The 21492-nt window shown below is 57.2% G+C and carries 19 protein-coding genes and 1 pseudogene; 10 read left to right on the forward strand and 10 right to left on the reverse strand.

Annotated elements, in window-relative coordinates; genetic code table 11:
* Nucleotides 1-363 precede the first annotated feature (363 nt).
* The 5 genes from ACR0B3_RS22980 (at nucleotide 364) to ACR0B3_RS23000 (ending at nucleotide 5066) form a co-directional block, all read left to right on the forward strand.
* On the forward strand, nucleotides 364-2115 hold the full coding sequence (locus ACR0B3_RS22980) for an acetolactate synthase 3 large subunit (RefSeq protein WP_480811093.1): 1752 nt from the start codon (nucleotides 364-366) through the stop codon (nucleotides 2113-2115).
* 73 nt (nucleotides 2116-2188) lie between these two features.
* Nucleotides 2189-3460, forward strand: a complete 1272-nt coding sequence (locus ACR0B3_RS22985) for a glycosyltransferase family 87 protein (protein WP_480811094.1) — start codon at nucleotides 2189-2191, stop codon at nucleotides 3458-3460.
* Nucleotides 3457-4017, forward strand: a complete 561-nt coding sequence (ilvN, locus tag ACR0B3_RS22990; protein WP_480811095.1) for an acetolactate synthase small subunit — start codon at nucleotides 3457-3459, stop codon at nucleotides 4015-4017. Before ACR0B3_RS22985 ends, ilvN begins: the two co-directional genes overlap by 4 nt.
* Before the next feature lie 112 nt (nucleotides 4018-4129).
* Entirely contained in the window at nucleotides 4130-4264 is a 135-nt protein-coding gene (locus tag ACR0B3_RS22995) for a hypothetical protein (protein ID WP_480683666.1), read from the forward strand.
* Between the two features lie 55 nt (nucleotides 4265-4319).
* Nucleotides 4320-5066, forward strand: coding sequence for a helix-turn-helix domain-containing protein (locus tag ACR0B3_RS23000; RefSeq protein ID WP_480811096.1), 747 nt, complete (start codon nucleotides 4320-4322; stop codon nucleotides 5064-5066).
* Nucleotides 5067-5076: 10 nt separating this feature from the next.
* Here the strand turns inward: ACR0B3_RS23000 and ACR0B3_RS23005 are convergent, their stop codons facing one another.
* From ACR0B3_RS23005 to prfB, 4 genes are all read right to left on the reverse strand, one after another.
* Nucleotides 5077-5874 carry a DUF2189 domain-containing protein gene (locus tag ACR0B3_RS23005; RefSeq protein ID WP_480811097.1) on the reverse strand — a complete coding sequence of 266 codons (798 nt, stop codon included), beginning with the start codon at nucleotides 5872-5874 and terminating at the stop codon, nucleotides 5077-5079.
* 28 nt (nucleotides 5875-5902) lie between these two features.
* On the reverse strand, nucleotides 5903-7300 hold the full coding sequence (locus ACR0B3_RS23010) for an amidase (protein WP_480811098.1): 1398 nt from the start codon (nucleotides 7298-7300) through the stop codon (nucleotides 5903-5905).
* A 118-nt stretch (nucleotides 7301-7418) separates the two neighbouring features.
* Nucleotides 7419-8126 (reverse strand): M50 family metallopeptidase, encoded by a 708-nt coding sequence (locus tag ACR0B3_RS23015; RefSeq protein WP_480811099.1) that lies wholly within the window; start codon nucleotides 8124-8126, stop codon nucleotides 7419-7421.
* The gene (prfB, locus tag ACR0B3_RS23020; RefSeq protein ID WP_480811100.1) at nucleotides 8127-9254 is read right to left on the reverse strand and encodes a peptide chain release factor 2; all 1128 of its coding nucleotides are present in this window, start codon (nucleotides 9252-9254) and stop codon (nucleotides 8127-8129) included.
* Between the two features lie 77 nt (nucleotides 9255-9331).
* On the opposite strand from prfB, the gene ACR0B3_RS23025 reads away from it, so the two are divergent.
* Nucleotides 9332-10162, forward strand: a complete 831-nt coding sequence (locus ACR0B3_RS23025; RefSeq protein WP_480811101.1) for an aminoglycoside phosphotransferase family protein — start codon at nucleotides 9332-9334, stop codon at nucleotides 10160-10162.
* On the opposite strand, the gene ACR0B3_RS23030 is transcribed toward ACR0B3_RS23025, so the two are convergent.
* The 3 genes from ACR0B3_RS23030 to ACR0B3_RS23040 form a co-directional block, all read right to left on the reverse strand.
* Nucleotides 10156-12642 carry a penicillin-binding protein 1A gene (locus ACR0B3_RS23030; protein WP_480811102.1) on the reverse strand — a complete coding sequence of 829 codons (2487 nt, stop codon included), beginning with the start codon at nucleotides 12640-12642 and terminating at the stop codon, nucleotides 10156-10158. The two genes, ACR0B3_RS23025 and ACR0B3_RS23030, sit on opposite strands and share 7 nt — an antisense overlap.
* A 95-nt stretch (nucleotides 12643-12737) precedes the next feature.
* A complete protein-coding gene (locus ACR0B3_RS23035) occupies nucleotides 12738-13958 on the reverse strand; it encodes an N-acetylmuramoyl-L-alanine amidase (RefSeq protein ID WP_480811103.1) in 1221 nt (406 codons plus the stop codon).
* Between the two features lie 66 nt (nucleotides 13959-14024).
* Nucleotides 14025-15188 (reverse strand): pyridoxal phosphate-dependent aminotransferase, encoded by a 1164-nt coding sequence (locus ACR0B3_RS23040; protein ID WP_480811104.1) that lies wholly within the window; start codon nucleotides 15186-15188, stop codon nucleotides 14025-14027.
* On the opposite strand from ACR0B3_RS23040, the gene ACR0B3_RS23045 reads away from it, so the two are divergent.
* The 4 genes from ACR0B3_RS23045 to ACR0B3_RS23060 all read left to right on the forward strand — a co-directional run bounded on the left by ACR0B3_RS23045 (nucleotide 15187) and on the right by ACR0B3_RS23060 (nucleotide 18766).
* On the forward strand, nucleotides 15187-16572 hold the full coding sequence (locus ACR0B3_RS23045) for a M48 family metalloprotease (protein ID WP_480811105.1): 1386 nt from the start codon (nucleotides 15187-15189) through the stop codon (nucleotides 16570-16572). The two genes, ACR0B3_RS23040 and ACR0B3_RS23045, sit on opposite strands and share 2 nt — an antisense overlap.
* Entirely contained in the window at nucleotides 16569-17327 is a 759-nt protein-coding gene (locus ACR0B3_RS23050) for a DsbA family protein (protein ID WP_480811106.1), read from the forward strand. Before ACR0B3_RS23045 ends, ACR0B3_RS23050 begins: the two co-directional genes overlap by 4 nt.
* Nucleotides 17328-17555: 228 nt before the next feature.
* Nucleotides 17556-18074 (forward strand): CHAP domain-containing protein, encoded by a 519-nt coding sequence (locus ACR0B3_RS23055; protein ID WP_480811107.1) that lies wholly within the window; start codon nucleotides 17556-17558, stop codon nucleotides 18072-18074.
* Nucleotides 18075-18193: 119 nt separating this feature from the next.
* On the forward strand, nucleotides 18194-18766 hold the full coding sequence (locus ACR0B3_RS23060) for a Rieske (2Fe-2S) protein (protein ID WP_480811108.1): 573 nt from the start codon (nucleotides 18194-18196) through the stop codon (nucleotides 18764-18766).
* Between the two features lie 14 nt (nucleotides 18767-18780).
* On the opposite strand, the gene ispG is transcribed toward ACR0B3_RS23060, so the two are convergent.
* The 3 genes and pseudogenes from ispG to ACR0B3_RS23075 all read right to left on the reverse strand — a co-directional run.
* The gene (ispG, locus tag ACR0B3_RS23065) at nucleotides 18781-19902 is read right to left on the reverse strand and encodes a flavodoxin-dependent (E)-4-hydroxy-3-methylbut-2-enyl-diphosphate synthase (RefSeq protein ID WP_480811109.1); all 1122 of its coding nucleotides are present in this window, start codon (nucleotides 19900-19902) and stop codon (nucleotides 18781-18783) included.
* A gap of 70 nt (nucleotides 19903-19972) precedes the next feature.
* On the reverse strand, nucleotides 19973-21187 hold the full coding sequence (locus ACR0B3_RS23070) for a helix-turn-helix domain-containing protein (protein WP_480811110.1): 1215 nt from the start codon (nucleotides 21185-21187) through the stop codon (nucleotides 19973-19975).
* A gap of 129 nt (nucleotides 21188-21316) precedes the next feature.
* Nucleotides 21317-21492, reverse strand: a pseudogene (locus ACR0B3_RS23075) (5-aminolevulinate synthase); the annotation flags it as partial.

Below are 21492 nucleotides of genomic sequence, written 5' to 3' on the forward strand. Positions count from 1 at the left end.
TCTGTTTCAGACATGGACCTGACGCAATCGGACCACCTGAAATCACCGGATCACACCCCAAATTTCGATCAAAATTCACGGATATTTCCCAGCCTGCGTCATTTTGCGCAACAAAATGACAAAATTTATGACTCCAGACTTACAAAATTTTTGTTTTTGCCTGTTGACGCCCCTTCCCCTCAACCATAATGTCCCTGCACGCAAAGAAGGAGCCTCTGGCGATGAAAGCGCTAGTCGTAATCGTAGGAAACACGCGCATGGGCCGGTAACGGTAAACCATAATCGAACCCATGCGCCTCCGAAAATCTCGGGGGCTTTTTTTTGGCAGAACGCAAGACACATGTCGCGAACGGAGCAAAGCAGATGACACGTGAGATGACCGGCGCAAAGATGGTAGTTCAGGCCCTCAAGGATCAGGGCGTGGACACGGTATTCGGATACCCCGGTGGCGCCGTCCTACCGATCTATGATGAGATCTTTCTGCAGAACGACATTCGTCACATTCTGGTGCGGCATGAACAAGGTGCGGTGCACGCAGCCGAAGGCTATGCGCGGTCAACCGGAAAACCCGGCGTTGCCTTGGTGACATCGGGCCCCGGGGCCACCAACGCGGTAACCGGCCTGACCGATGCGCTGATGGATTCCATCCCGATCATCGTCCTGACCGGCCAGGTGCCCACATTCATGATCGGTTCGGACGCCTTTCAAGAGGCCGACACCGTTGGGATCACACGGCCTTGCACCAAGCACAATTGGCTGGTTAAGGACACCGACTCGTTGTCGGGCACCCTGCACGAGGCCTTCCATGTTGCGACTTCGGGCCGCCCCGGCCCGGTTCTGGTCGATATCCCCAAGGACGTTCAGTTTGCCACGGGTGACTATAGCGGCCCCAAACCGTCGACATCGCACTATCAGCCCGTGGTGAAGGGCGATCTGGAAGAAATCACGGAATTGGTCGCGGCCATGGAAACCGCGAAGAAACCGGTGTTCTACACAGGTGGTGGCGTTATCAACTCTGGCCCAGCAGCCAGCCAGTTGCTGCGCGAGTTGGTGGATTCAACTGGTTTTCCAGTCACGTCGACTCTGATGGGGCTTGGGGCTTATCCAGCATCAGGTGAGAACTGGATCGGTATGCTGGGAATGCACGGGCTGTACGAGGCCAACATGGCCATGCACGGCTGCGATTTGATGATCAATATCGGTGCCCGGTTTGACGACCGCATCACTGGCCGGATTGACGCGTTCTCGCCGAATTCGATCAAGGCGCATGTGGATATCGATCCGTCTTCGATCAACAAGGTGATCCGGGTGGATATCCCGATTGTCGGCGACGTTGCCCATGTGCTTGAAGATATTCTGAAGGTCTGGAAAGCCCGCGGACGCAAAACGGACGCGGCGAATGTCAAACAGTGGCAAGACCAGATCAACGAATGGCGCAAGGTCAACTGTCTCGCTTTCACCAACAGCGAAAAAACCATCAAGCCGCAATATGCGCTGCAACGGCTCGAAGAGCTGACCAAAAAGTATGACCGCTACATCACCACCGAGGTAGGCCAACACCAGATGTGGGCGGCGCAATATCTTGGGTTCGAAGACCCTAACCGCTGGATGACATCAGGTGGCCTGGGCACAATGGGCTATGGTTTCCCCGCTTCAATCGGTGTGCAGATGGCGCACCCGGATGCGCTGGTCATCAACGTTGCCGGCGAAGCCTCCTGGTTGATGAACATGCAGGAAATGGGCACTGCCGCGCAGTACCGCCTGCCGGTAAAACAGTTCATCCTGAACAATGAACGCCTTGGCATGGTGCGTCAGTGGCAGGAATTGCTGCATGGCGAGCGCTATTCGCATTCATGGTCCGAAGCCCTGCCCGATTTCGTCAAGCTCGCCGAAGCGTTCGGGGCCAAAGGTATCCTCTGTTCAGACCCCGCAGATCTGGACGACGCGATCATGGAGATGATCAACTACGACGGCCCTGTTCTGTTTGATTGCGTGGTCGAAAAGCACGAAAACTGTTTCCCGATGATCCCTTCGGGCAAAGCGCATAACGAAATGCTGCTGGGCGAAGCCGAAACGCAAGGTGTGATCGATAGCAAGGGGAGCGTGCTCGTCTAGCCACTACTCTGCCATATCAATGTCAAACGTCAAGAATAAGGTCGCCACTGGCGAGCCAATCTAAGGAATGATCATGCGTGATCTAATTAGTCAGATTTCGACAAAGGCGCCCAGCCCCAAAGAGAATTTGTCGATGTTTGCCGGGCGTCGCGGCTGGCAAGTGGGTCTTGTTGTTCCGCTCTTCGTATTGGCCCTGATCGTATTCTGGGTCGGCTCCGGTTGGTATGCTGTCGTTGTACAGGGGAAGATGGCGCTATCGGTTGATTTCAAAGTCTTCTGGGCGGCAGGGCATCTGGCGCATCTGGGTGACCCGCTTGCCGCGTTTGACATCGAAAGGCTATCCGAAGTTCACGAGGCTTCTAAGGAAGACGACTGGATGCCGTGGTCTTACCCTCCTTCGTTCCTGGTCGCGCTACAACCACTTGGGGCATTGTCGTTTTCGCCCGCCTGGGCGATTTTCACAGCGATCTCGATTGTCGCCATGTTTATTGCAGTGCGGCCTTTTTCGTGCGGAATAATACCCGTTTGGTTTGCATTCGCTTTAGCTCCAGCCATGCTACCCAACCTCTATATGGGGCAGACCACCACCCTTTGGGCGGCCGGACTTCTGGCCGCATTGGCCGCTCTTAAGGATGGCCGATATGTGCTTGCAGGGTTCTTTATTGGACTGCTGACTCTGAAACCTCAGCTCGGTCTGCTCATACCGCTGGCGCTTTTGGCAAGCGGCGCTTGGAGGACCATCATATCGGCCACAGTCACAACTGTCGTCATATCCGTTCTCGCGACTCTGGTCGTTGGCGTCGACTATTGGATTGAAATGCGTCACATGATGGGCGTTCATTTTGATGAGATAAGATCGTCCATCCACCTTAATACGGTCATGCTAAGCCCTTATTCACTGCTGGCTAGCATTGGTATCCAAGAGCCCTTGGCGCTTGCTATTCAATGGGCTTTGACTGTTTCGGCGGGTGTCGCGGTTTTCGTCGCGTGGCGCAGCCCAAGGGTCGGGTTTGATTTGCGCGTGGCGGTTCTGATCCTCGGCATCTCACTATCCACGCCATACTTCTGGTTCTACGAAGCCGGATTACTGGCGATCGCGGCTCTGTTCCTGTTGCGCGCTGGAGTTTTGACGCGCACACCATGGCACCTACTTCTGGCCGCAGCGATGTGGATTGGCATTGGGCCGGCGACGCATATGGTGCTGTTCAAAATGACCGAAATCTTGTCCTTGCGCCTTGTATTCGCCCCTATCCTGATACTGGCCTGTGCTGTGTGCGTACATGCGCTGGTTGCGACGCTTCGTAAGCCTGCAGAATCTTATACAAATAACGAGGTCCTCCAATGACTCCGCTAAACATCGTCAAAGGCTCTAACCGCCATTCTGCTTATAACTTGCGCCCGACCTTCTCGGACGTGCAGGAACAACACACAATCGCGGTGTTGGTAGAAAACGAACCCGGCGTATTGGCGCGGGTGATCGGTTTGTTTTCAGGGCGCGGTTATAACATCGAAAGCTTAACGGTGGCCGAAGTCGATCATACTGGGCACCTCAGCCGCATTACCATCGTCACAACCGGCACGCCGCAGGTGATTGAACAGATCAAGGCTCAGCTCGGTCGTATCGTTTCGGTCCGTGATGTGCACGATCTGACGGTCGAAGGTTCTTCGGTTGAACGCGAGTTGGCGATCATCAAGGTTGTGGGTGAAGGCGACAAACGCGTCGAAGCGTTGCGTTTGGCAGATATCTTCCGCGCCAATGTTGTCGACAGCACATTAAACTCGTTCATCTTTGAGATCACGGGTGCCCCAGACAAGATCGATGCCTTTGCCGATCTGATGCGCCCTCTTGGCTTGATTGAGATTGCCCGTACTGGAGTTGCCGCATTGTTGCGTGGTGACTGAGCAATAGCCTCCCGCCCTGGATTGCTTGTCATTTCGGGGCGGTTTCAGCGTCCTTCCGCAGCGTTACACACATAAATTGCGGTTTCGGCTCAGCTCATGTATGAGCCAAAGCATGAAAAAGATCATGCAAATTAGCCAAAATACTGTTGATTTTGCACGTCATCGCACTAGCGTATGGCGGGTAGCGGAGCGCCTTGCGGTGCCCGTTGGGGTCATCTTTGCGATTTTTCAAAGGCTTGCGGCCTGAGTGCTGCCGCCAGCGCTGTTATTTGCTGAAAATACAAACGGAAATTTGGATCGAAGTGACCCACAATAATCGCAGCCCTGCAGAATTGCGCAGCATGTTCGGTGCCAATCTCAAGCAGCTCGCACGTGAATACCGATCAATTTCCGAACTTTGCCGCCAGTTGGGCATTAACCGCACTCAATTCAATCGCTATTTGGCAGGCGAAAGCTTTCCAAGGCCGGATGTGCTGGACCGGATGTGCCGCTTTTTCCGGGTAGACGCGCGTATCCTGCTGAAACCCCTGGACGAAATTGAACCGCATGCCCACCACCCTGCATCGGAATTCATCGACAGGTTTCTTGCCACGGGGACCGAAAAAACCCTCGCCGCCGGATTTTATCAATTGGTCGAAGGCGCCCCAAAGGGACACGACACAGCACGACACCGGTTGCTGTTTGTCCGCCGCATTCGACATTGCACCTTGTTACGCAGTTATGAACCCCGTTGGCATATGCCCGATTACTCGGCCTCAGCGCGGGAAATTCAAGGGATCGTTTCCCATATCGGTGGCCAGATCTGCGCCCTGATGTCCAGACCGGGCGCACAGGATTGCAGGATGATGATATTGACTGAACCATCTAAAGACACAGGTCAGACTTGGTCAGGTCATGTTTATAGGATTGCACAAGGCGGCACCCCGAGGCCAGGAGCCGTACCGCTTAGTCTGCGATATCTCGGGCACGATCTTTCTGCCGCCTTGCAAGTGAGGCGGCAGACACAAGTTGCCCCCGAAGAAGCCATGCAAAGAAGCGCCCTAAGCTGAACAGCCAACGTTAGGCAGATGCAGGCTGCGAACCCTCTGCCACGCCATCTGCTGCGATCAGACGATATAGATGCCAACTGGCGTGCCCAAGCAACGGTAGCACCACAAGCAGGCCCAGAAACCATGGGATCATCGCCAGAAAAGTAACGATGGCGATGAAGGCCCCCCAACCCAGCATGACGCTCATGTTCGCTTTGACATAAGCAAAGCTTGAGATCATTGCGGTTACGAAATCCAGCTCACGATCCAGCAGCATCGGGATGGAAAGCACAGTGATCATATACAGGATGATCGCAAATACCGCCCCGACCAGCGTGCCCAAGGCCAACATGCTTAACCCATTGGGGGTCAGGAACACCTCAAAGGAGGTTGAGATATTGGTCATCGTTGACAGCCCCATGAACAGGGCAAAGATCATGTGACCTAGAAAGAACCAGAAAAGGAAGATCACCACGATAATGGCGCAGATCGAAGGCAACTGCCTGCGGCTTTGTTGAACAACAACGCCAAATATCGCGCCGGGGTTTAGCGGCTCACCCTGTTCCAGACGGTGTGAAACCTCGTACAACCCCACCGCGGCGAACGGGCCGATCAGAGGGAACCCGATTGCGGCCAGCACCAGCCAGAAGGATGTTCCCGTTTTCAGGGTGACCCAGGCCATAAGCCAACCTGCCAATACATAAAAACCGGCGAAGAAAAGCCCGAAGAGCGGTGCGCGGCGATAGTCCTGCCATGCGCGGCTCAGCGCTTCTTTCAGCATCGCGGTATCGACCGGTTTCAATGTCGGCACACCAAAGGGCTTGTCCATCCTTCTACGCTCCTCCCAGGCGGTTCTTCTACATTGCGGGTCGCTTCTGTGGCCAATGCGTTTCGGCGTGATAGGCAGAGCCCATCGACAAGATTTTCGCATCCGATCCACGCGGGCCAAACAGTTGCAGCCCCATCGGTAATCCATCTGCTCCGAATCCGGCAGGCATCCCCAAACAGGGAAGGCCCAGCAGACTGACCGGTGTCACAACCTGCATCCAGCGATGGTAGGTATCCATCACTAAACCCTTAATTTCAGTTGGGTATGGGATCTCGAGCTTGAATGGCCAGACCTGCGCGGCGGGCAACACCAAGGCATCATAGTCGGCAAAAACCTCTGCTGCGCGCCGGTGCCAATCTGACCGAATGACGCTTGCACGATGCACATCCATTGCGCTGAAGGACAGCCCACGCTCTAGCTCCCATTTCGCTGTGTCCTTGAGCTGAGCGTGCTTATCAGCCAGAGGCTGCAATCCCGTTGCAACGCTCCACGAACGCAAGGTGATCCAACTGTCCCAGATCAGATCCGCATCAAAGGGCGGTGCAAGTGGCTCAACCTTCGCGCCTTGATCCTCGAAAACTCGTAACGCATCTCGACAAAGTTCGAGCACGCCTGCCTCACAAGGAAATGCCCCACCCCAATCACTCAGCCAGCCTATGCGCAGGCCTTGCAGATCCGCAGGCCGTACAGGCGATACGGTTTCAACCTCTGTGCTCAGAGGCATCCGTGGATCGGGTCCGGAAATGGCGTCTAGAAGAATCCCGATATCTTCGGGGCTGCGCGCCATGGGTCCTAGGGTCGACAACTGATGCAGGTAGCTGTCCCCCACCGGTTCCGACGGCACCCGCCCCCAAGTGGGTCTGAACCCATAGACATTGTTCCACGCAGCCGGGTTGCGCAGGCTGCCCATCATGTCAGAGCCGTCCGCCAGCGCCAGCATCCCGGTCGCCAGCGCCACGGCAGCGCCCCCGGAAGAACCACCGCAAGACTTTGCCGGATCATAGGGATTGCGGGTCGCACCATAGACAGGGTTAAACGTGTGCGAGCCCAGCCCGAACTCTGGCGTGTTGGTCTTGCCGATCAGGATCGCCCCAGCCGCGCGCAGCCGTGCGGCCAGCAGATCATCGGATTTCGGGACATGATCCTTGAACAATGGCGAACCTTGGGTCGAAACAATCCCGGAAACGTTCACCAGATCCTTCACTGCGATGGGTAGTCCGTGCAACGGACCAACAGGAGATGTGGCATCCGCCGCCTGCGCCTCGGCCATCAGCGCATCCTGATCTTGCAAGGCCACGATCGCGTTGACCTCACCATTCACCTGGGCAATCCGATCCAGCGTCGCGCGCATCAGCTCTGCCGCTGAAAGCCGCCGGCTAGACAAGGCATCAAGAATGTCTTTTGCGGATGCTCTGGTCAAATCCATACGGGCTGGTCCTTTGGCTGCGTTTCATCAGCCTAGCGGCGTGTCTGGACCATTTAAAGCCACTGTTTAGATGTATCTTTTTGCGATGCTTGAGAAGGACATGGGTCAAAGCCCCGTATCACTTGATCCAGAGACCGATCCGCACATTGCTGTCGCGGCCCAGCATGTTCTTCAAGCCAAAACCGATCATAACCAGACTAAGCACCAGCCACAGCCCGCCCCACATCATCGTGGTACCGCCAAATTCTTCGGCGAGCATGTAAGCATCCGAGCGGACCCCTGAGCGTCGGATCGTATCGTCGAAGATGTCGAAGGGGACATAGATCATGCTCGTCAGCCCGATGACGCGCAAAATCAAATCGCACAGATTACGGCTGAGGTACCAGGCCACCGCCAGCATCACCGCACCCGTGCCCGCGCAAAATGCTATGGCAAAGGGATCGCGCACGTAAAGCAGAGTGACCAGCACCATGACCCCGCCGAATGCGCCAAGCACGACCTTGTCGGCATTGGTGCGCAGCGCGATCACCAGCAGCCCCATGCCCAGCAGTAGCGAGCCCAAATACCCAGCAGTCAGGCTGATGAACCGATTACCACCGCGCCTAACGACCAGCCCGCCCTGCTGAGGCGAGACCGACAGGCTCTCGACCGAGCCGCCAGTCAAGATGATGGCTATCGCATGGGAAAGCTCGTGCAGGTAAACGATCAGAAGCTTCAGCGGCAAAACCACGACTGTGTTCCAGAACACAAACACCAATGCGACGATCACGATCAATTGCCAGTGGCCCTTGATCAGGTTCGCAGCCGAGGTCAGTGACCGCCGCAATTAGCCCTCGCCCTGCGCCTCGGACCGGCTTTTGCCTGAGACATTCAGGGCCAGCGTCGCCGCCATGAACCCATCCAAATCGCCATCCAGCACACCTTTGGTGTCCGATGTCTCATGGTTGGTGCGCAGGTCTTTGACCATCTGATAGGGCTGCAGCACGTAAGACCGGATCTGGTTGCCCCAGCCTGCATCGCCCTTGGCTTCGTGGGCGGCGTTGATCTCGGCGTTTCTGCGATCCAGCTCTTGCTGATAAAGTCGCGATTTCAGCGCCTTCATGGCAATATCGCGGTTCTGGTGTTGCGATTTCTCGGAACTAGTCACAACGATTCCGGTTGGAATATGCGTGATCCGAACGGCCGAGTCCGTCGTGTTCACGTGCTGACCACCCGCACCGGACGAACGATAGGTATCGACGCGGATATCTGCCGGATTCACCTCTATCTCGATATTATCGTCCACCACCGGATAGACCCAGACCGAGCTGAACGAAGTATGCCGCTTGGCCGCTGAGTCAAATGGTGAAATGCGCACCAGGCGGTGTACGCCGCTTTCGGATTTCAACCAGCCATAGGCGTTGTGACCTGAAATCTTATAGGCCGCGGATTTGATCCCTGCCTCTTCGCCCGCCGTCTCGGATTGCAGCTCAACCGTATAGCCCTTTTTCTCGGCCCAGCGGACATACATCCGCGCCAGCATCGAAGCCCAGTCGCAGCTTTCCGTACCACCGGCGCCCGAGTTGATCTCAAGGAATGTATCATTCCCGTCTGCTTCACCATCCAGCAGCGCTTCAAGCTCTTTCTTGGCAGCCTTGCTCTGCAGCTTTTTGATCGCGTCTTCGGCGTCAGTGACGACCTCTTCGTCCTCTTCCATCTCACCCAACTCGATCAGCTCGATATTGTCGCTGAGATCGGTCTTGATGGATTCATAGGTTTCGATGGCATCGACCAACAACTGCCGTTCGCGCATCAGCTTCTGCGCGTTTTCAGGATTGTCCCACAGGTTCGGATCCTCGACACGCGCGTTGAATTCCTCCAACCGGTGCGGTGCGGTTTCATAGTCCATGCGCTGCGCCAGCAGCTCCAGCGACTTTTCGATTTCCGCCACAATATTCTGGGTTTCGGCGCGCATGGTCAGGTCCCAACTTGCTCAATCAGGGTTGCGTGATAGCAAGAGGTGCAGGCCACCACAAGACGGGCAAGATCGGAATGCAGAGAACAGCAGAAAAGTTTGCGTCTGAATGGGGGCTGAGCGATCTGGCTCATGTCACTGATACCGGCCACGCAACGATTTGGAAGGTTCAGACAGTCGATGGCCCTGCAGCCCTAAAACTCTACTGTCGCCCTGATCGGGGAAATGAAACTGCGGGCACAGCAATGCTGAAACTCTGGAAGGATCGCGGCGCAGTTCGAATTCTGGCCGAAGCGCGAGATGCTGTGCTGATGGAGTGGTTGGAAGGGCCATCTCTCGGCGATCTGGCGCGGGCCGGTCAGCCCGATATGGCCCTTGCCACTCTGGCGTCTACCGCGCGGCGCCTGCATCACGCGCCGCTCAACATTTCCGAAGGATTGAAACCGCTCAACGAGGTTTTTGACCCGATGTTTTCGTGCAAGTTTTTAACGATCTGCTCCGCATCCTTTCGGCGCGACATGAGCAAGGCAATCAATCTGGCGCGCAACCTGTTGGACAGCGAATGTCAGATGGTCGCTTTGCACGGCGACCTGCATCCCGACAATGTCATTCAGACCGCAGATGGGCCGCGTGTGATAGACGCCAAAGGGTATCTGGGAGACCCCGCATTCGAGCTAGCGAACGCCTTGCGCCATCCAAAGGGCATGGCCTCGCTGGTGCAAAAGCGCAGCCAGGTCGAAAAGTACATAAAGCGCTACGCCGATGCGATGAATGCCGGTGAAAGACGGTTGGCAAAATGGGCTGCCGCAAAATGCGCGCTGTCAATTTTCTGGCGCGCGGACGGCTTGATCGATACCGACCGCGAGGCCGATCTGCTACATCTGTTCCTGGAAATTGCGGATCAGTAAAGCCCGCCGCCCTGCAGTTCACCCTGGCTGGCATTCGGGCCAACCGTGATCGTATCGCCTGTCGAGGTGGTGACCTGACGGCCCGAGCTGGCCTCTTCAAACAGCGGCAGGTCCGAACCCATCGCGAAGCCACCGTCATAGATGCGGTCGATAAAGCCATCGACGCCATCACGGAAATACTCGGCCACCACATAGGCCCCGCTCGCATCTTCAGGCAGGCGCGCGCCGCTGAAGCGGTCGATCTTGATGAAATGGCCTCCTGGGGGCACTTCGAAAGGGCCACCGCCGTATTTCTCGACGGCTGTTTCCATGAAGCTCTGGAACACTGGGCCACATAGAGTGCCGCCATAAGCCCCCCGCCCCATCGGGCGAGGCCGATCATAGCCGATGTAGCAGCCCGCCACGATATTCGAGGTAAAGCCGATGAACCACGCATCCTTGGATTCATTGGTCGTGCCGGTCTTACCTGCGGTGGGCACAGGCAGATTTACAACGCTTGACGCGGTGCCGCGATCTACAACGCCTTTCATCATCGAGGTCAGCTGATAGGCCGTAATGGCATCCATGACCTGACTGCGATCGGTCAGGATCGTGGGCGACTCATCGGGCTCAAGCCAGCTGGAGTTACAGTCCACACACTGGCGATCGTCATGGCGATAGATCGTTTTGCCGAACCGGTCCTGAATACGATCGACCAGCGTCGGCTCGACTCGCTCACCACCATTGGCGAACATCGCGTAGGCCGCGACCATCTTGTAGAGCGTCGTCTCCTCCGACCCCAGCGAGTTTGCAAGGAACGCGCCCATCCGGTCATAAACGCCGAACCGCTCGGCATAGCCGGCGACCACGGGCATCGTGACCTCTTGCGCCAGACGGATGGTCATCAGGTTCCGCGATTGTTCGATCCCGGTGCGCAACGGTGTCGGGCCATAAAACTTGTTGGTCGAGTTCTTAGGCCGCCACAGGCCCTGCGGTGTGTTCACCTCGATCGGCGCATCCACAACGATGGTCGCCGGGCTGTAACCACTGTCCAGCGCCGCCGCATAAACGAAGGGCTTGAAGCTTGACCCCGGCTGGCGCTGCGCCTGTGTCGCACGGTTAAACACGGTGTCCTGATAGGAAAACCCGCCCTGCATCGCCAGAACACGGCCCGAGTTCACATCCATCGCGACAAAGCCGCCCTGCACTTCGGGCACCTGACGGGCGGACCATTGCCCCTCTTCCCCGGCCATCACCAGAATGACGTCACCGCGTTTGAAATTGTCTTGGAAATTGCCCTGCATCCACTTGATGTCTTCGCGGGGGACGGTGCCATCTGCCGGGCCATCTTCGATCCCTACGGTCAGCGATTGGTCGGCCACGTTCAGAACGACAGCCGGATACCATTGCGTCGGCAGCACCACGTCGCGGGGGATTTCCATGATCGCCAGCGCCTCGCGCCATTGTGTTTCATCCGCTAGCTTTTCCTCGGCGATGACCTCGCCCGTGCCCCGCCAACGCCCTCGCGAACGGTCGTATTTCTGCAGCGCCGTGCGCAGGGCTTTCGCCGCTTCGACCTGCATTTCTTCATCAACCGACGCCCGGACGGTGAAACCGCCGGTAAAGAACTCGCCCTCGCCAAAATCTTCGCTCAGTTGGCGGCGGATTTCATCGGTGAAATAGTCACGTGGCGGCAACGCGGTGCGGAAGCTTTCAAAGTCGCCATTCTGGACCGAGCGCAAAGGCATCTCGACCTCGGTCTCATAAGTCGCTTGATCGATATAGCCGTTCTGCTGCATTTCGCGCAGTACATAGTTGCGGCGGTTCAGCAGGCGCTCTTTCTGCCGCACTGGATGGTAATCCGACGGTGCCTTGGGCATGGCGGCCAGCATCGCGGCCTCATGCGGGGCCAGTTCTTGCAAGGTCTTGTTGAAATAGGTCTGGGCAGCAGCAGTCACACCATAAGAGTTCTGGCCCAGAAAAATCTCGTTCATGTAAAGCTCGAGGATCTGCTCCTTGTCGAGCGTATCCTCAAGCCTCGTGGCGAGGATGATTTCTTTGATCTTGCGCTCGGCGCGACGGTCGCCGGATAGCAGGAAGTTTTTCATCACCTGCTGCGTGATGGTTGACGCACCACGGACGGTTTCACCTTTGGTCCGCACCGCCTCAACCCCAGCGGCAATAATCCCGCGCGGATCATATCCCTGATGGGTATAGAAATTCTTGTCTTCCGCCGAAATAAACGCCTGTTTCACCAGATCGGGAATTTCCTCGGACGGTGTGAACAAGCGGCGTTCCTGTGCGAATTCGTCGATCAACTGACCTTCGCCCGAATAAATCCGGCTGATAGTCGGCGGCTTGTATTGAGCCAGCGATTCATGGCTGGGCAGATCGCGCCCGTACATCCAGAACACCGCGCCGACGACCAGCGCGGCCATGAAGATACCCAAGGTAACGAGGCTGAAGATCGCCCCGAAAAACGAAAAGATGAACCGGATCACGTTACTGCCTTTTACTCGCGGTGACGCCTATATAGTGTCGCCCCCTCGCAGGGTCAAAACACGAAAGGCTACAATGGCTGTTTTGCGCCGCTGCGTTATTGTCCGATCAAGGATCGTTTCACCAAATCGTCCTGCCGCCAGTTCTCAAGCCCCTGCACAAGACCTTGCGCCATCGAAGCGCGCCAATCCGGGTTGGAGATATTCTTGAAATCACGTGGGCTGGACAAAAACCCCAGCTCAACCAGAACCGACGGAATATCCGCGGCCTTGAGCACCGAGAATGAAGCGGATCGCAGGGGGCGACGATTCATCGGGCCTCCCTGCTGTGCCATGCCATCGACCAACGCACGGGCCAGCGCCTTGCTGCGCGGTTTGGTCTCTTGTCGGGCCAGATCAAGCAGCACATCAGCGACCTGATCATCGGCACCGCTCAGATCAAGGCCCGCGATCAAATCACCACGATCATGCCGTTCGGCGAGCTTTTGGCTGGCAACGTCCGAGGCCTCTTCTGACAGCGTATAAACCACTGCCCCATGTGCCAGCCCCTCGGAAAGTGAATCCGCATGCAGCGAGATGAACACGTCGGCCCCGGCCCGATGCGCCAATGCGATACGCCGTTCCAGCGAGACAAACTGATCGTCAACACGGGTCATGACGACTTCGAAACCACCCGCCCGCAGCAGCGCCTCGCGCAGTTCGCGCGCGAAGACCAGCATCAGGGTTTTCTCATTGGTATCAGAAACTTCTGCGCCAGGATCAATGCCGCCATGACCGGGGTCCAGCATGACCCTCACGGCGCGTGCCCCATCACGCCGAGGCAGGGCCGGCGTGACGGCAGGTTCCGGCAAATCCCAACCCGGTTGCCGAGGGGCGCCTGCACTGGCGGCAAAACTGTCAAAGTCGGTGCCCTTCAGGTGCAGCGATAAATGCGCGGCACCGGTGGCTTGATCCACTCGCAAATCAGCGGTCTCTACCGCCAGAGGTGCACCTAGCTCCAACACCAGACGCGACCAACCGGGTACGTAAGCCCCATATTGCACCCCGCTGATGCGATCGCTTTGCAGGAAGGTCTCGCGATCCAATCCAGACCAGTCGACCTCCTGAAAATCCAGCACCATGCGGTAGGGATCGCGCAGCGTAAACACACGGTAAGGCACCCCCTGACTGAGGCCAAGATCGACCCGTACGCCGGTATTGCCCTCATCCACAATGCGGCTCTGATCCGGAAGGGCACGTGCAAGCGCGCTGAAGTCCTGCGCGATAGCAACACCAGTCAGCGCCCAGATCAGGGCGATTGCGTAGAAAATCCTGCTCATAGCCTCAAGTTATCCCGAGATCGTTTGAGGCAGAGCCTATAGCAATCCCCCGCCTTTGTGAACGCTTTAGACCATTTGCGGGATCGCGCCTCGCTCCGCCATAAAACGCCGCAACCGATCCAGCCCATCCTGAATGTCTTCGGTCGACCGCGCATAAGAGAACCGCAACGTCGTGTGACCGCGCACCGGATCGAAATCCAACCCCGGCGTCACCGCAACCCCAGCCTTGTCGAGGATTTCGTCCGCAAAGGCACGGCTGTCATCGGTCAAGTCCGAGACATCCGCATAGACGTAAAACGCCCCATCCGGTGGTGCGATATTGATGAAACCCGCTTTGGGCAGCCCCTCCAGCATCAGCAGCCGGTTGCGACGATACACATCCAGATTGGCCTGTAGTTCCTCCTCGCAATCCATCGCGGCCAACGCGGCCACCTGGCTGGCATGAGGCGCGCAGATGAACAGGTTCTGGGCAATCCGCTCGACCACGCGCACCTGATCTTCGGGCACAACCATCCAGCCAACGCGCCAACCGGTCATCGAGAAATACTTGGAGAAGGAGTTGATCACATAGCACTCATCCGTCAGCTCCAGCGCAGTGACAGCTTTGGCTTCGTACTCCAGCCCGTGATAAATCTCGTCACTTATGAATGATGCACCCTGCCCCTGCGCCGCGTCTATGAGCGCGCGCATCGAAGCATGGTCCAGCATCGTCCCGGTGGGATTGGCAGGCGAGGCCACCATCAAACCCTGCAGATCGAGCCCTGCGAAATCAGAAGGCACCGGCTGCAGACGGTTTTCCGGCGCTGTCGGCAGATCAACCGGAACCAACCCAAGCGCCTTCAGGATTTGCCGATATGAGGGATAGCCTGGTGCTCCGATCCCCACGCGATCCCCGCTGTCGAACAAGGCGGTAAAGGCCAGCAGAAATCCGCCCGACGATCCCGGCGTGATCACCACGCGTTCTGGGTTGAGATCAACGTCATACCATTCGCCATACATCTGCGCGATCCGCTGGCGAAGTGCGGGAAGGCCCAATGCTACAGTGTACCCCAAGGGCCCTTGCTCCATAGCCTTTGCCAGAGCTGCGGTTGCCCCCTTTGGCGCTCCGGTTCCCGGTTGCCCCACCTCCATGTGTACGACATGCCGTCCGCCCTCTTCCGCCTTGCGCGCGGCCTCCATCACGTCCATCACGATGAAGGGATCGACACCGGAACGGGTTGAGTTTCTCATGGCCATCTCCCATGTTGCAGCCATGGCTTTTGAACGCGTATCCCGGCTGGCGTCAATCCCGGCCGTGTTGCTGTTGGCAGCGACATGGTTGATCAGCGCCATGCAGGCCAGCGCGCAAAGCCTGATCCGCGATCCTGACATCGAACACGGACTGCAAGAACTAGCCTTTCCGATCCTGCGCGCCGCTGGCCTGAACACCAACCGCGTTCGGGTTCTGGTCGTCAATGACAGTACGTTCAATGCCTTCGTGATCGACTACAACACCATCTACGTCAACTACGGCCTGATCCTGAGCGTTGATACACCCGAGATGTTGCAGGCGGTAATCGCGCATGAGGCCGCGCATATCGCCAATGGCCATCTTGCCCGGCGCTCGGAAAACCTGCGCGCGGCGCAACGCAACGCCCAGCTTGGGACCCTCCTGGCACTGGCTGCCGCCGCCGCTGGCGGTGGAGAGGCCGCTGCGGGGATCGCCGCAGGCACACGAGCCTCAGCCCTGCGCAGTTTTCTGGGTCATACGCGGGCCGAAGAATCTTCGGCCGACCGAAGTGCTGCCAGCTATTTGCGTTGGGCAGGGATATCGCCACGCGGGATGGTCAACCTGCACCGCAAATTCGCGGGGCAAGAGCTGTTGAACCCGATCAATCAAGACCCCTATATGCGTTCGCACCCCACTAGTCGCGAACGTCTGCGCGCGGCCGAGGCTTTTCTGGACGAATTCGGTGACCAAGCCGAGCAAAACGCAAATGCCGACTATTGGTTCGCGCGGATCAAGGGCAAGCTTTCGGCCTTTCTGCGATCCCCAACCTGGACCATGCGTCGCGCGGCAGAAGAAAAAGACCGTGATATCCGCTTGATGCGAGAAGCATCCGCTCATCATCAAAACCGCGATCTGTCCCGCGCCCGTGCTGCAATCGATGGCGCGCTGGAAATCCGGCCAGACGATCCATATTACTATGAGTTGAAAGGCCAGATCCTACTGGAAAACCGGCGCGTGCGCGAGGCTGTCGAAGCCTACGGCGCAGCGGTTGACATGGCACCCAATAATGCCCTGATCCTTGCGGGCTATGGGCGCGCATTGCTGGCGGATGAGCAGACGAAGAAAGCGCTGCAAGTGCTTGAAAAGGCGCGTGCGCGTGACTACCGAAACGCCCGCTTGATGCGGGATTTGGGCTCGGCCTATTCGCAGGTGCGCAATAACGGAATGGCTTCGGCAGTAACCGCTGAGCGCTTTGCCCTGCAGGGCCGTCTTGAAGATGCGGGCATACATGCCAAACGGGCTGTTGCACAGCTTCCCGAAGGCTCTCCGGGTTGGCAAAGGGCACAGGATGTGCTGATTGCCTCGGAGCGCGCAAAGAAAGACAAAAAGAGGAAACGGAAATGATCCTGAAACATGCTGCACCGGCCCTTTTGGGTCTTTCCCTGGTCACCGCCCCGGCGCACGCGCTGGATCTAAACGCGATGAGCGATGCCGAAAAAGCAGAGTTTGGCGCGCAGGTGCGCGAATATCTTCTGCAAAACCCCGACGTGATCCTTGAGGCAATCAATATCCTTGAAGAGCGCAATGCCGCAGCCGAGGCGCTGGCCGACAAGGAACTGGTCGCTGCCAATGCAGATGACCTGTTCAATGATGGCTACAGCTGGGTGGGTGGCAACCCGGACGGCGACATCACTCTTGTCGAGTTCATGGATTATCGCTGCGGCTATTGCCGTCGCGCCGTGCCCGAAGTGGCCAGCCTGCTGGCCGAGGACGGCAACATCCGCCTTGTGATCAAGGAATTGCCGATCCTGGGTGATGCCTCGCTGGTGTCATCCCGCTTTGCCATCGCCACCAAACAAGTTGCCGGAGACGATGCCTACAAGCAGGTCCATGACGCCCTGCTGGAGTTCAGCGGTGAACCCTCTGAGGTGACTCTGCGCAGGATTTCAGATGGTTTGGGTCTGAACAGCGACGCGATCATCGCAGCGATGGGCAGCGATGAAGTCACGGAAGAGATCACAAAAACCCGCGAGCTGGCGCAAAAACTGCAGATTTCCGGCACTCCTTCCTTCGTTCTGGGCACCGAAATGCTGCGCGGCTACCTGCCCGCCGACCAGATGCTGCAGATCGCAAATGGTGTGCGGGCGGAACAGGGCTAAGCACGAAGGGCGGCATAGCCGCCCCGTATTTGCTTCGGTATGAGTGCCGGGCGATTCAAGCTCTGCCCTCAAGCGATCAGTATCACGGGAAACAGGCGAAATCCTGCCACCCTTTAAGTGACCTCTTTTCAGAGCGCACAAGATCGCCGTACAACTCCGGTACCACTCAAACCGGCACCAAGTTCCTTGCACACCACCACAAGCAAAGCGAATAGAATCTGGCCGCGCATGACCGGCTTTGCCCGCGCTTCAATTGCGCTGGGGCTGTTCACGCTTGTCTCTGCCTGCGCTCAGAACCCGAACGACGCGGACCTTGATCCCGAACGTCAGGCTATGGCGCTGCAAGAGGTCTCGCGAAAGCACTCCCGGGGTCAACGCGTATGGTGCGTGCCCTATGCACGCGACCTCAGCGGAATCCAAATTCGCGGAAATGCAAAGGATTGGTGGGGCAAGGCGCGCAATAGCTTTGGCCGGGGCAATGAACCCGTTGTTGGCGCAGTCATGTCATTTAGAGCCACTGGCGGAATGCCCTTGGGCCATGTGGCGGTCGTATCCGATATTGTCACCGAGCGCGAAGTGATCATCAATCACGCCAATTGGCACCGCAACAAGGTGTCGTTGAAAATGGGTGTCAGAGACGTCTCCAAAAACAACGACTGGACGTTGGTGCGGGTCGAAAGCCGGCCGGGGCAGTATGGCAGCTACTACCCGGTGAACGGATTCATTTATCCGAAGATCGGCGAGTAACCCTCATTCTTTCTCAGACAGTTCAATAGATCAAATCGCGCTTTCCAGTGTGATTGTGTTTCGGTAAGCATTCAGCCAAAGCGCGATCTGCTGCACTGGCATTGAGCATATATATTGTGATGAAAAAAGGCGTTCTTCTTTACTACGTGACAGCTGCGTGGGCACTGATGATGGTGGTAATTGGACTTCACTTTCTGTTTTCCAGCATGCAACCAACAACCGATGTTAAGTCCAAGTATCAATCCAGATTGCACGCTGTTTCGATCGAAAACTGGGAGCCAGGCACCCTTAAACGTCTGAGGATCGAAGGAAGGCCAGTCGTCATTTGGCGCCGTAGCCCAATCGAAATAGCCAAAGCATTAACTCAGGCCGACCCAACCATCCCCCTAGAGGATTGGGCCGAGGCGCTGAACGACGGATCACTTGCCGACGCGCTTGGCCCCGAGGATTTTGCCCGTGTGGAATGGTTGATCGTCAGCCCCATAAGCCCATCGGGATTCGGATGTATCGTTCTTTCCAAGGCGGGCGACTATGAAGGATTCTTCGATCCTTGTCGGGGTGCGCATTTTGATGCGTGGGGCCGCCTCAAAAAAGGTCCAAGTGACGAAAATCTAAAGACGCACCCAGTTTACTTCACCGAAGACGGAAGCGCCCTTCTCATCGAACCTTCAAAACTTCCAAGGCCGCGTTAGGTAGCAAACACGCCCTATTCCGCCGCCTCAGCTGCAGCGTCCAGTTCCGCTGCCTTCTTCTCAACCTCTTCAACAATGTGGTCGATCATCTGATCGTTCGACATCTTGTGACTGGCCTTGCCCGCCAGATAAACCATACCAGAACCTGCCCCACCGCCGGTAAAGCCAACATCGGTCATCAGCGCCTCGCCCGGACCGTTCACCACACAGCCGATGATCGACAGGCTCATGGGCGTCTTGATATGTTCCAGCCGATGCTCCAATTCCTCGACCGTTTTGATCACGTCAAACCCCTGCCGCGCGCAGGAGGGGCACGAGATGATGTTCACACCGCGATGACGCAGGCCCAGGGATTTCAGAATCTCATAGCCAACTTTCACCTCTTCGACCGGATCGGCGGATAGGCTGACGCGGATCGTGTCGCCTATTCCCATCCACAGCAGATTGCCCAGACCGATGGCCGATTTGATGGTGCCGCTGACCAGCCCTCCGGCCTCGGTGATGCCCAGATGGATGGGCGCGTCCGTTGCCTCGGCAATGCCCTGATAGGCCGCAGCTGACAGAAACACGTCGCTGGCCTTCACGCTGATCTTGAAATTGTGAAAATCGTTATCTTCGAGAATACGGATATGCTCCAACCCGCTTTCAACCATCGCTTCGGGGCAAGGCTCGCCGTATTTCTCAAGCAGGTGCTTTTCCAGGCTCCCTGCGTTCACCCCGATCCGGATCGAGCAATCGTGGTCCCGCGCCGCCTTGATGACCTCTTGAACCCGTTTCTCATCACCGATGTTGCCCGGGTTGATGCGTAGACAGGCCGCACCCGCCTCGGCGGATTCGATACCACGGCGATAGTGGAAATGAATGTCCGCCACGATGGGCACAGGGCTTTCGCGCACGATCTCTTTGAGCGCTTTTGACGACGCTTCATCCGGGACCGAGACCCGCACGATATCCGCACCCGCCTCTGCCGCCGCCTGCACCTGCGCAACAGTCGCGGCCACGTCAGTGGTCAGCGTGTTGGTCATGGTCTGAACCGCAATCGGCGCGTCGCCACCGACTGGCACATTGCCGACCATGATCTGGCGAGATTTGCGGCGATAGATGTTGCGCCACGGACGCACGTGATTGAGGGACATGAGGATTGGTCCGGTTCAGCCTGAGTTGCCCCTTAGATAGTTCGCCTACCCAATAGGAGCAATGCCAAGATCACTCGGCGGGCGCTTCTGCCGCCTGTGTCTGCAATTCGGCCACCAATTGCTTGAGCGCACTGTTCTGATCGGCCTCAAGATCTGCAACCGCGAAGTTTTCTGCGACCGAATCCTTTGACAGAACAACACCTTTGGCCACGGTACCCGGAGCACCAACGGGACCAAAATGTTCGCCATTCATTGAGAAATATACCGAACCCGAGGCACCAGCACGCAGCTGCGGGGGTTCTTCGGTCAGCGGCACTTCGAATGTGCTGCCCTGCTCAACGGTGCCCAGAGTTCCTTCGAAAATCACGCTGCCATCGGCTGCGGTGACACGCATCCAAGCGGGGTTCACGGCCACAATCTTCAGAGTGGTATCCAGTTTTTCAACCACCTGCGGCAAAGCGGGGCGTTCAACCGTATGAACTTCGGTCACCTTGATCTGCGGAGGTTCTGGCGCGCGGAACGTGCCGACATTGCGTGGATCAAGGGTGGAAATCGGTGCATCACGCGCCACCAGCACGGGTACATCCAAAGCCTGCGGACGATACAAACGATCCAAAGCGTCAGAACTAGGCGTATCGACACTGGCCAGTTCAGTCTCATCCGAGCGCGCTCGTGCAGCATCCAAGGGATCAAGATCGGTCAGAACAATCGGCGCTTGTTCAACCGGGCTGACCTGAACTTGTTGAATACGGTTCAATACAGACCAGCCACCATAACCAATGCCGCCGATAACGGCCAACAGCACCAAAGTTGAGCCAATCGCACGCGGTTCGATCTGACTGACGACAGACTGGCGGCCCGGAATATAGGGCGTGCTGGGCGAAACAAAGGGATCGCGCCCCATCGGCCCGCGCGATGGCAGACCGCCTTGCGCCTTTTTAACAACCGAAGCCTCGGCCGACATGCCATGCGCGACTTCGAATCCACTTTCCTGACAGAAGGTTGCGAAGGTCTCATCCGGGTTCATGCCTAAATAGCGGGCATATGAACGCACATACCCGGCGATGAAGCCGGGCGTGTCAAAGGCATCGGGATCGGCGTTTTCGATGGCGGCGATGTAGTTGGCCTTGATCCGCAGTTCGCGCTGCACATCCAGAAGCGACTTGCCCATTGTAGCGCGTTCGCCGCGCATCACATCGCCAAGCCGTACCTCATAGTCATCAAAACCTTTCGGTCTGACGTCCATGTCTTCTCCGGAATCGCGCTGTGATCTGCGCCCAATCATTCCTGCTGCCCCATCTTTGCCTGTCGCGTGTTACGCGCTGACGGAGAATCGACCCTAACCGATTCGTCCATCAATTTTGTTAGCCTAAGCCTAACACGCAGCAAACTCGTTGCACACTTTAGCGTGAGGTTAACCGGCAAGTTCGGCGCGATTTAGCGCACAATGTGACCAAAGTTCGTCCATCGCCTGTACTAGACGGTTCATTTCGTCAGGTCCATGCACCGGCGACGGTGTAAATCGCAGGCGTTCGGTGCCGCGGGGGACGGTTGGGAAATTGATCGGCTGCACGTAGATGCCATAGTCAT

Source organism: Ruegeria sp. CE9 (assembly GCF_056537425.1).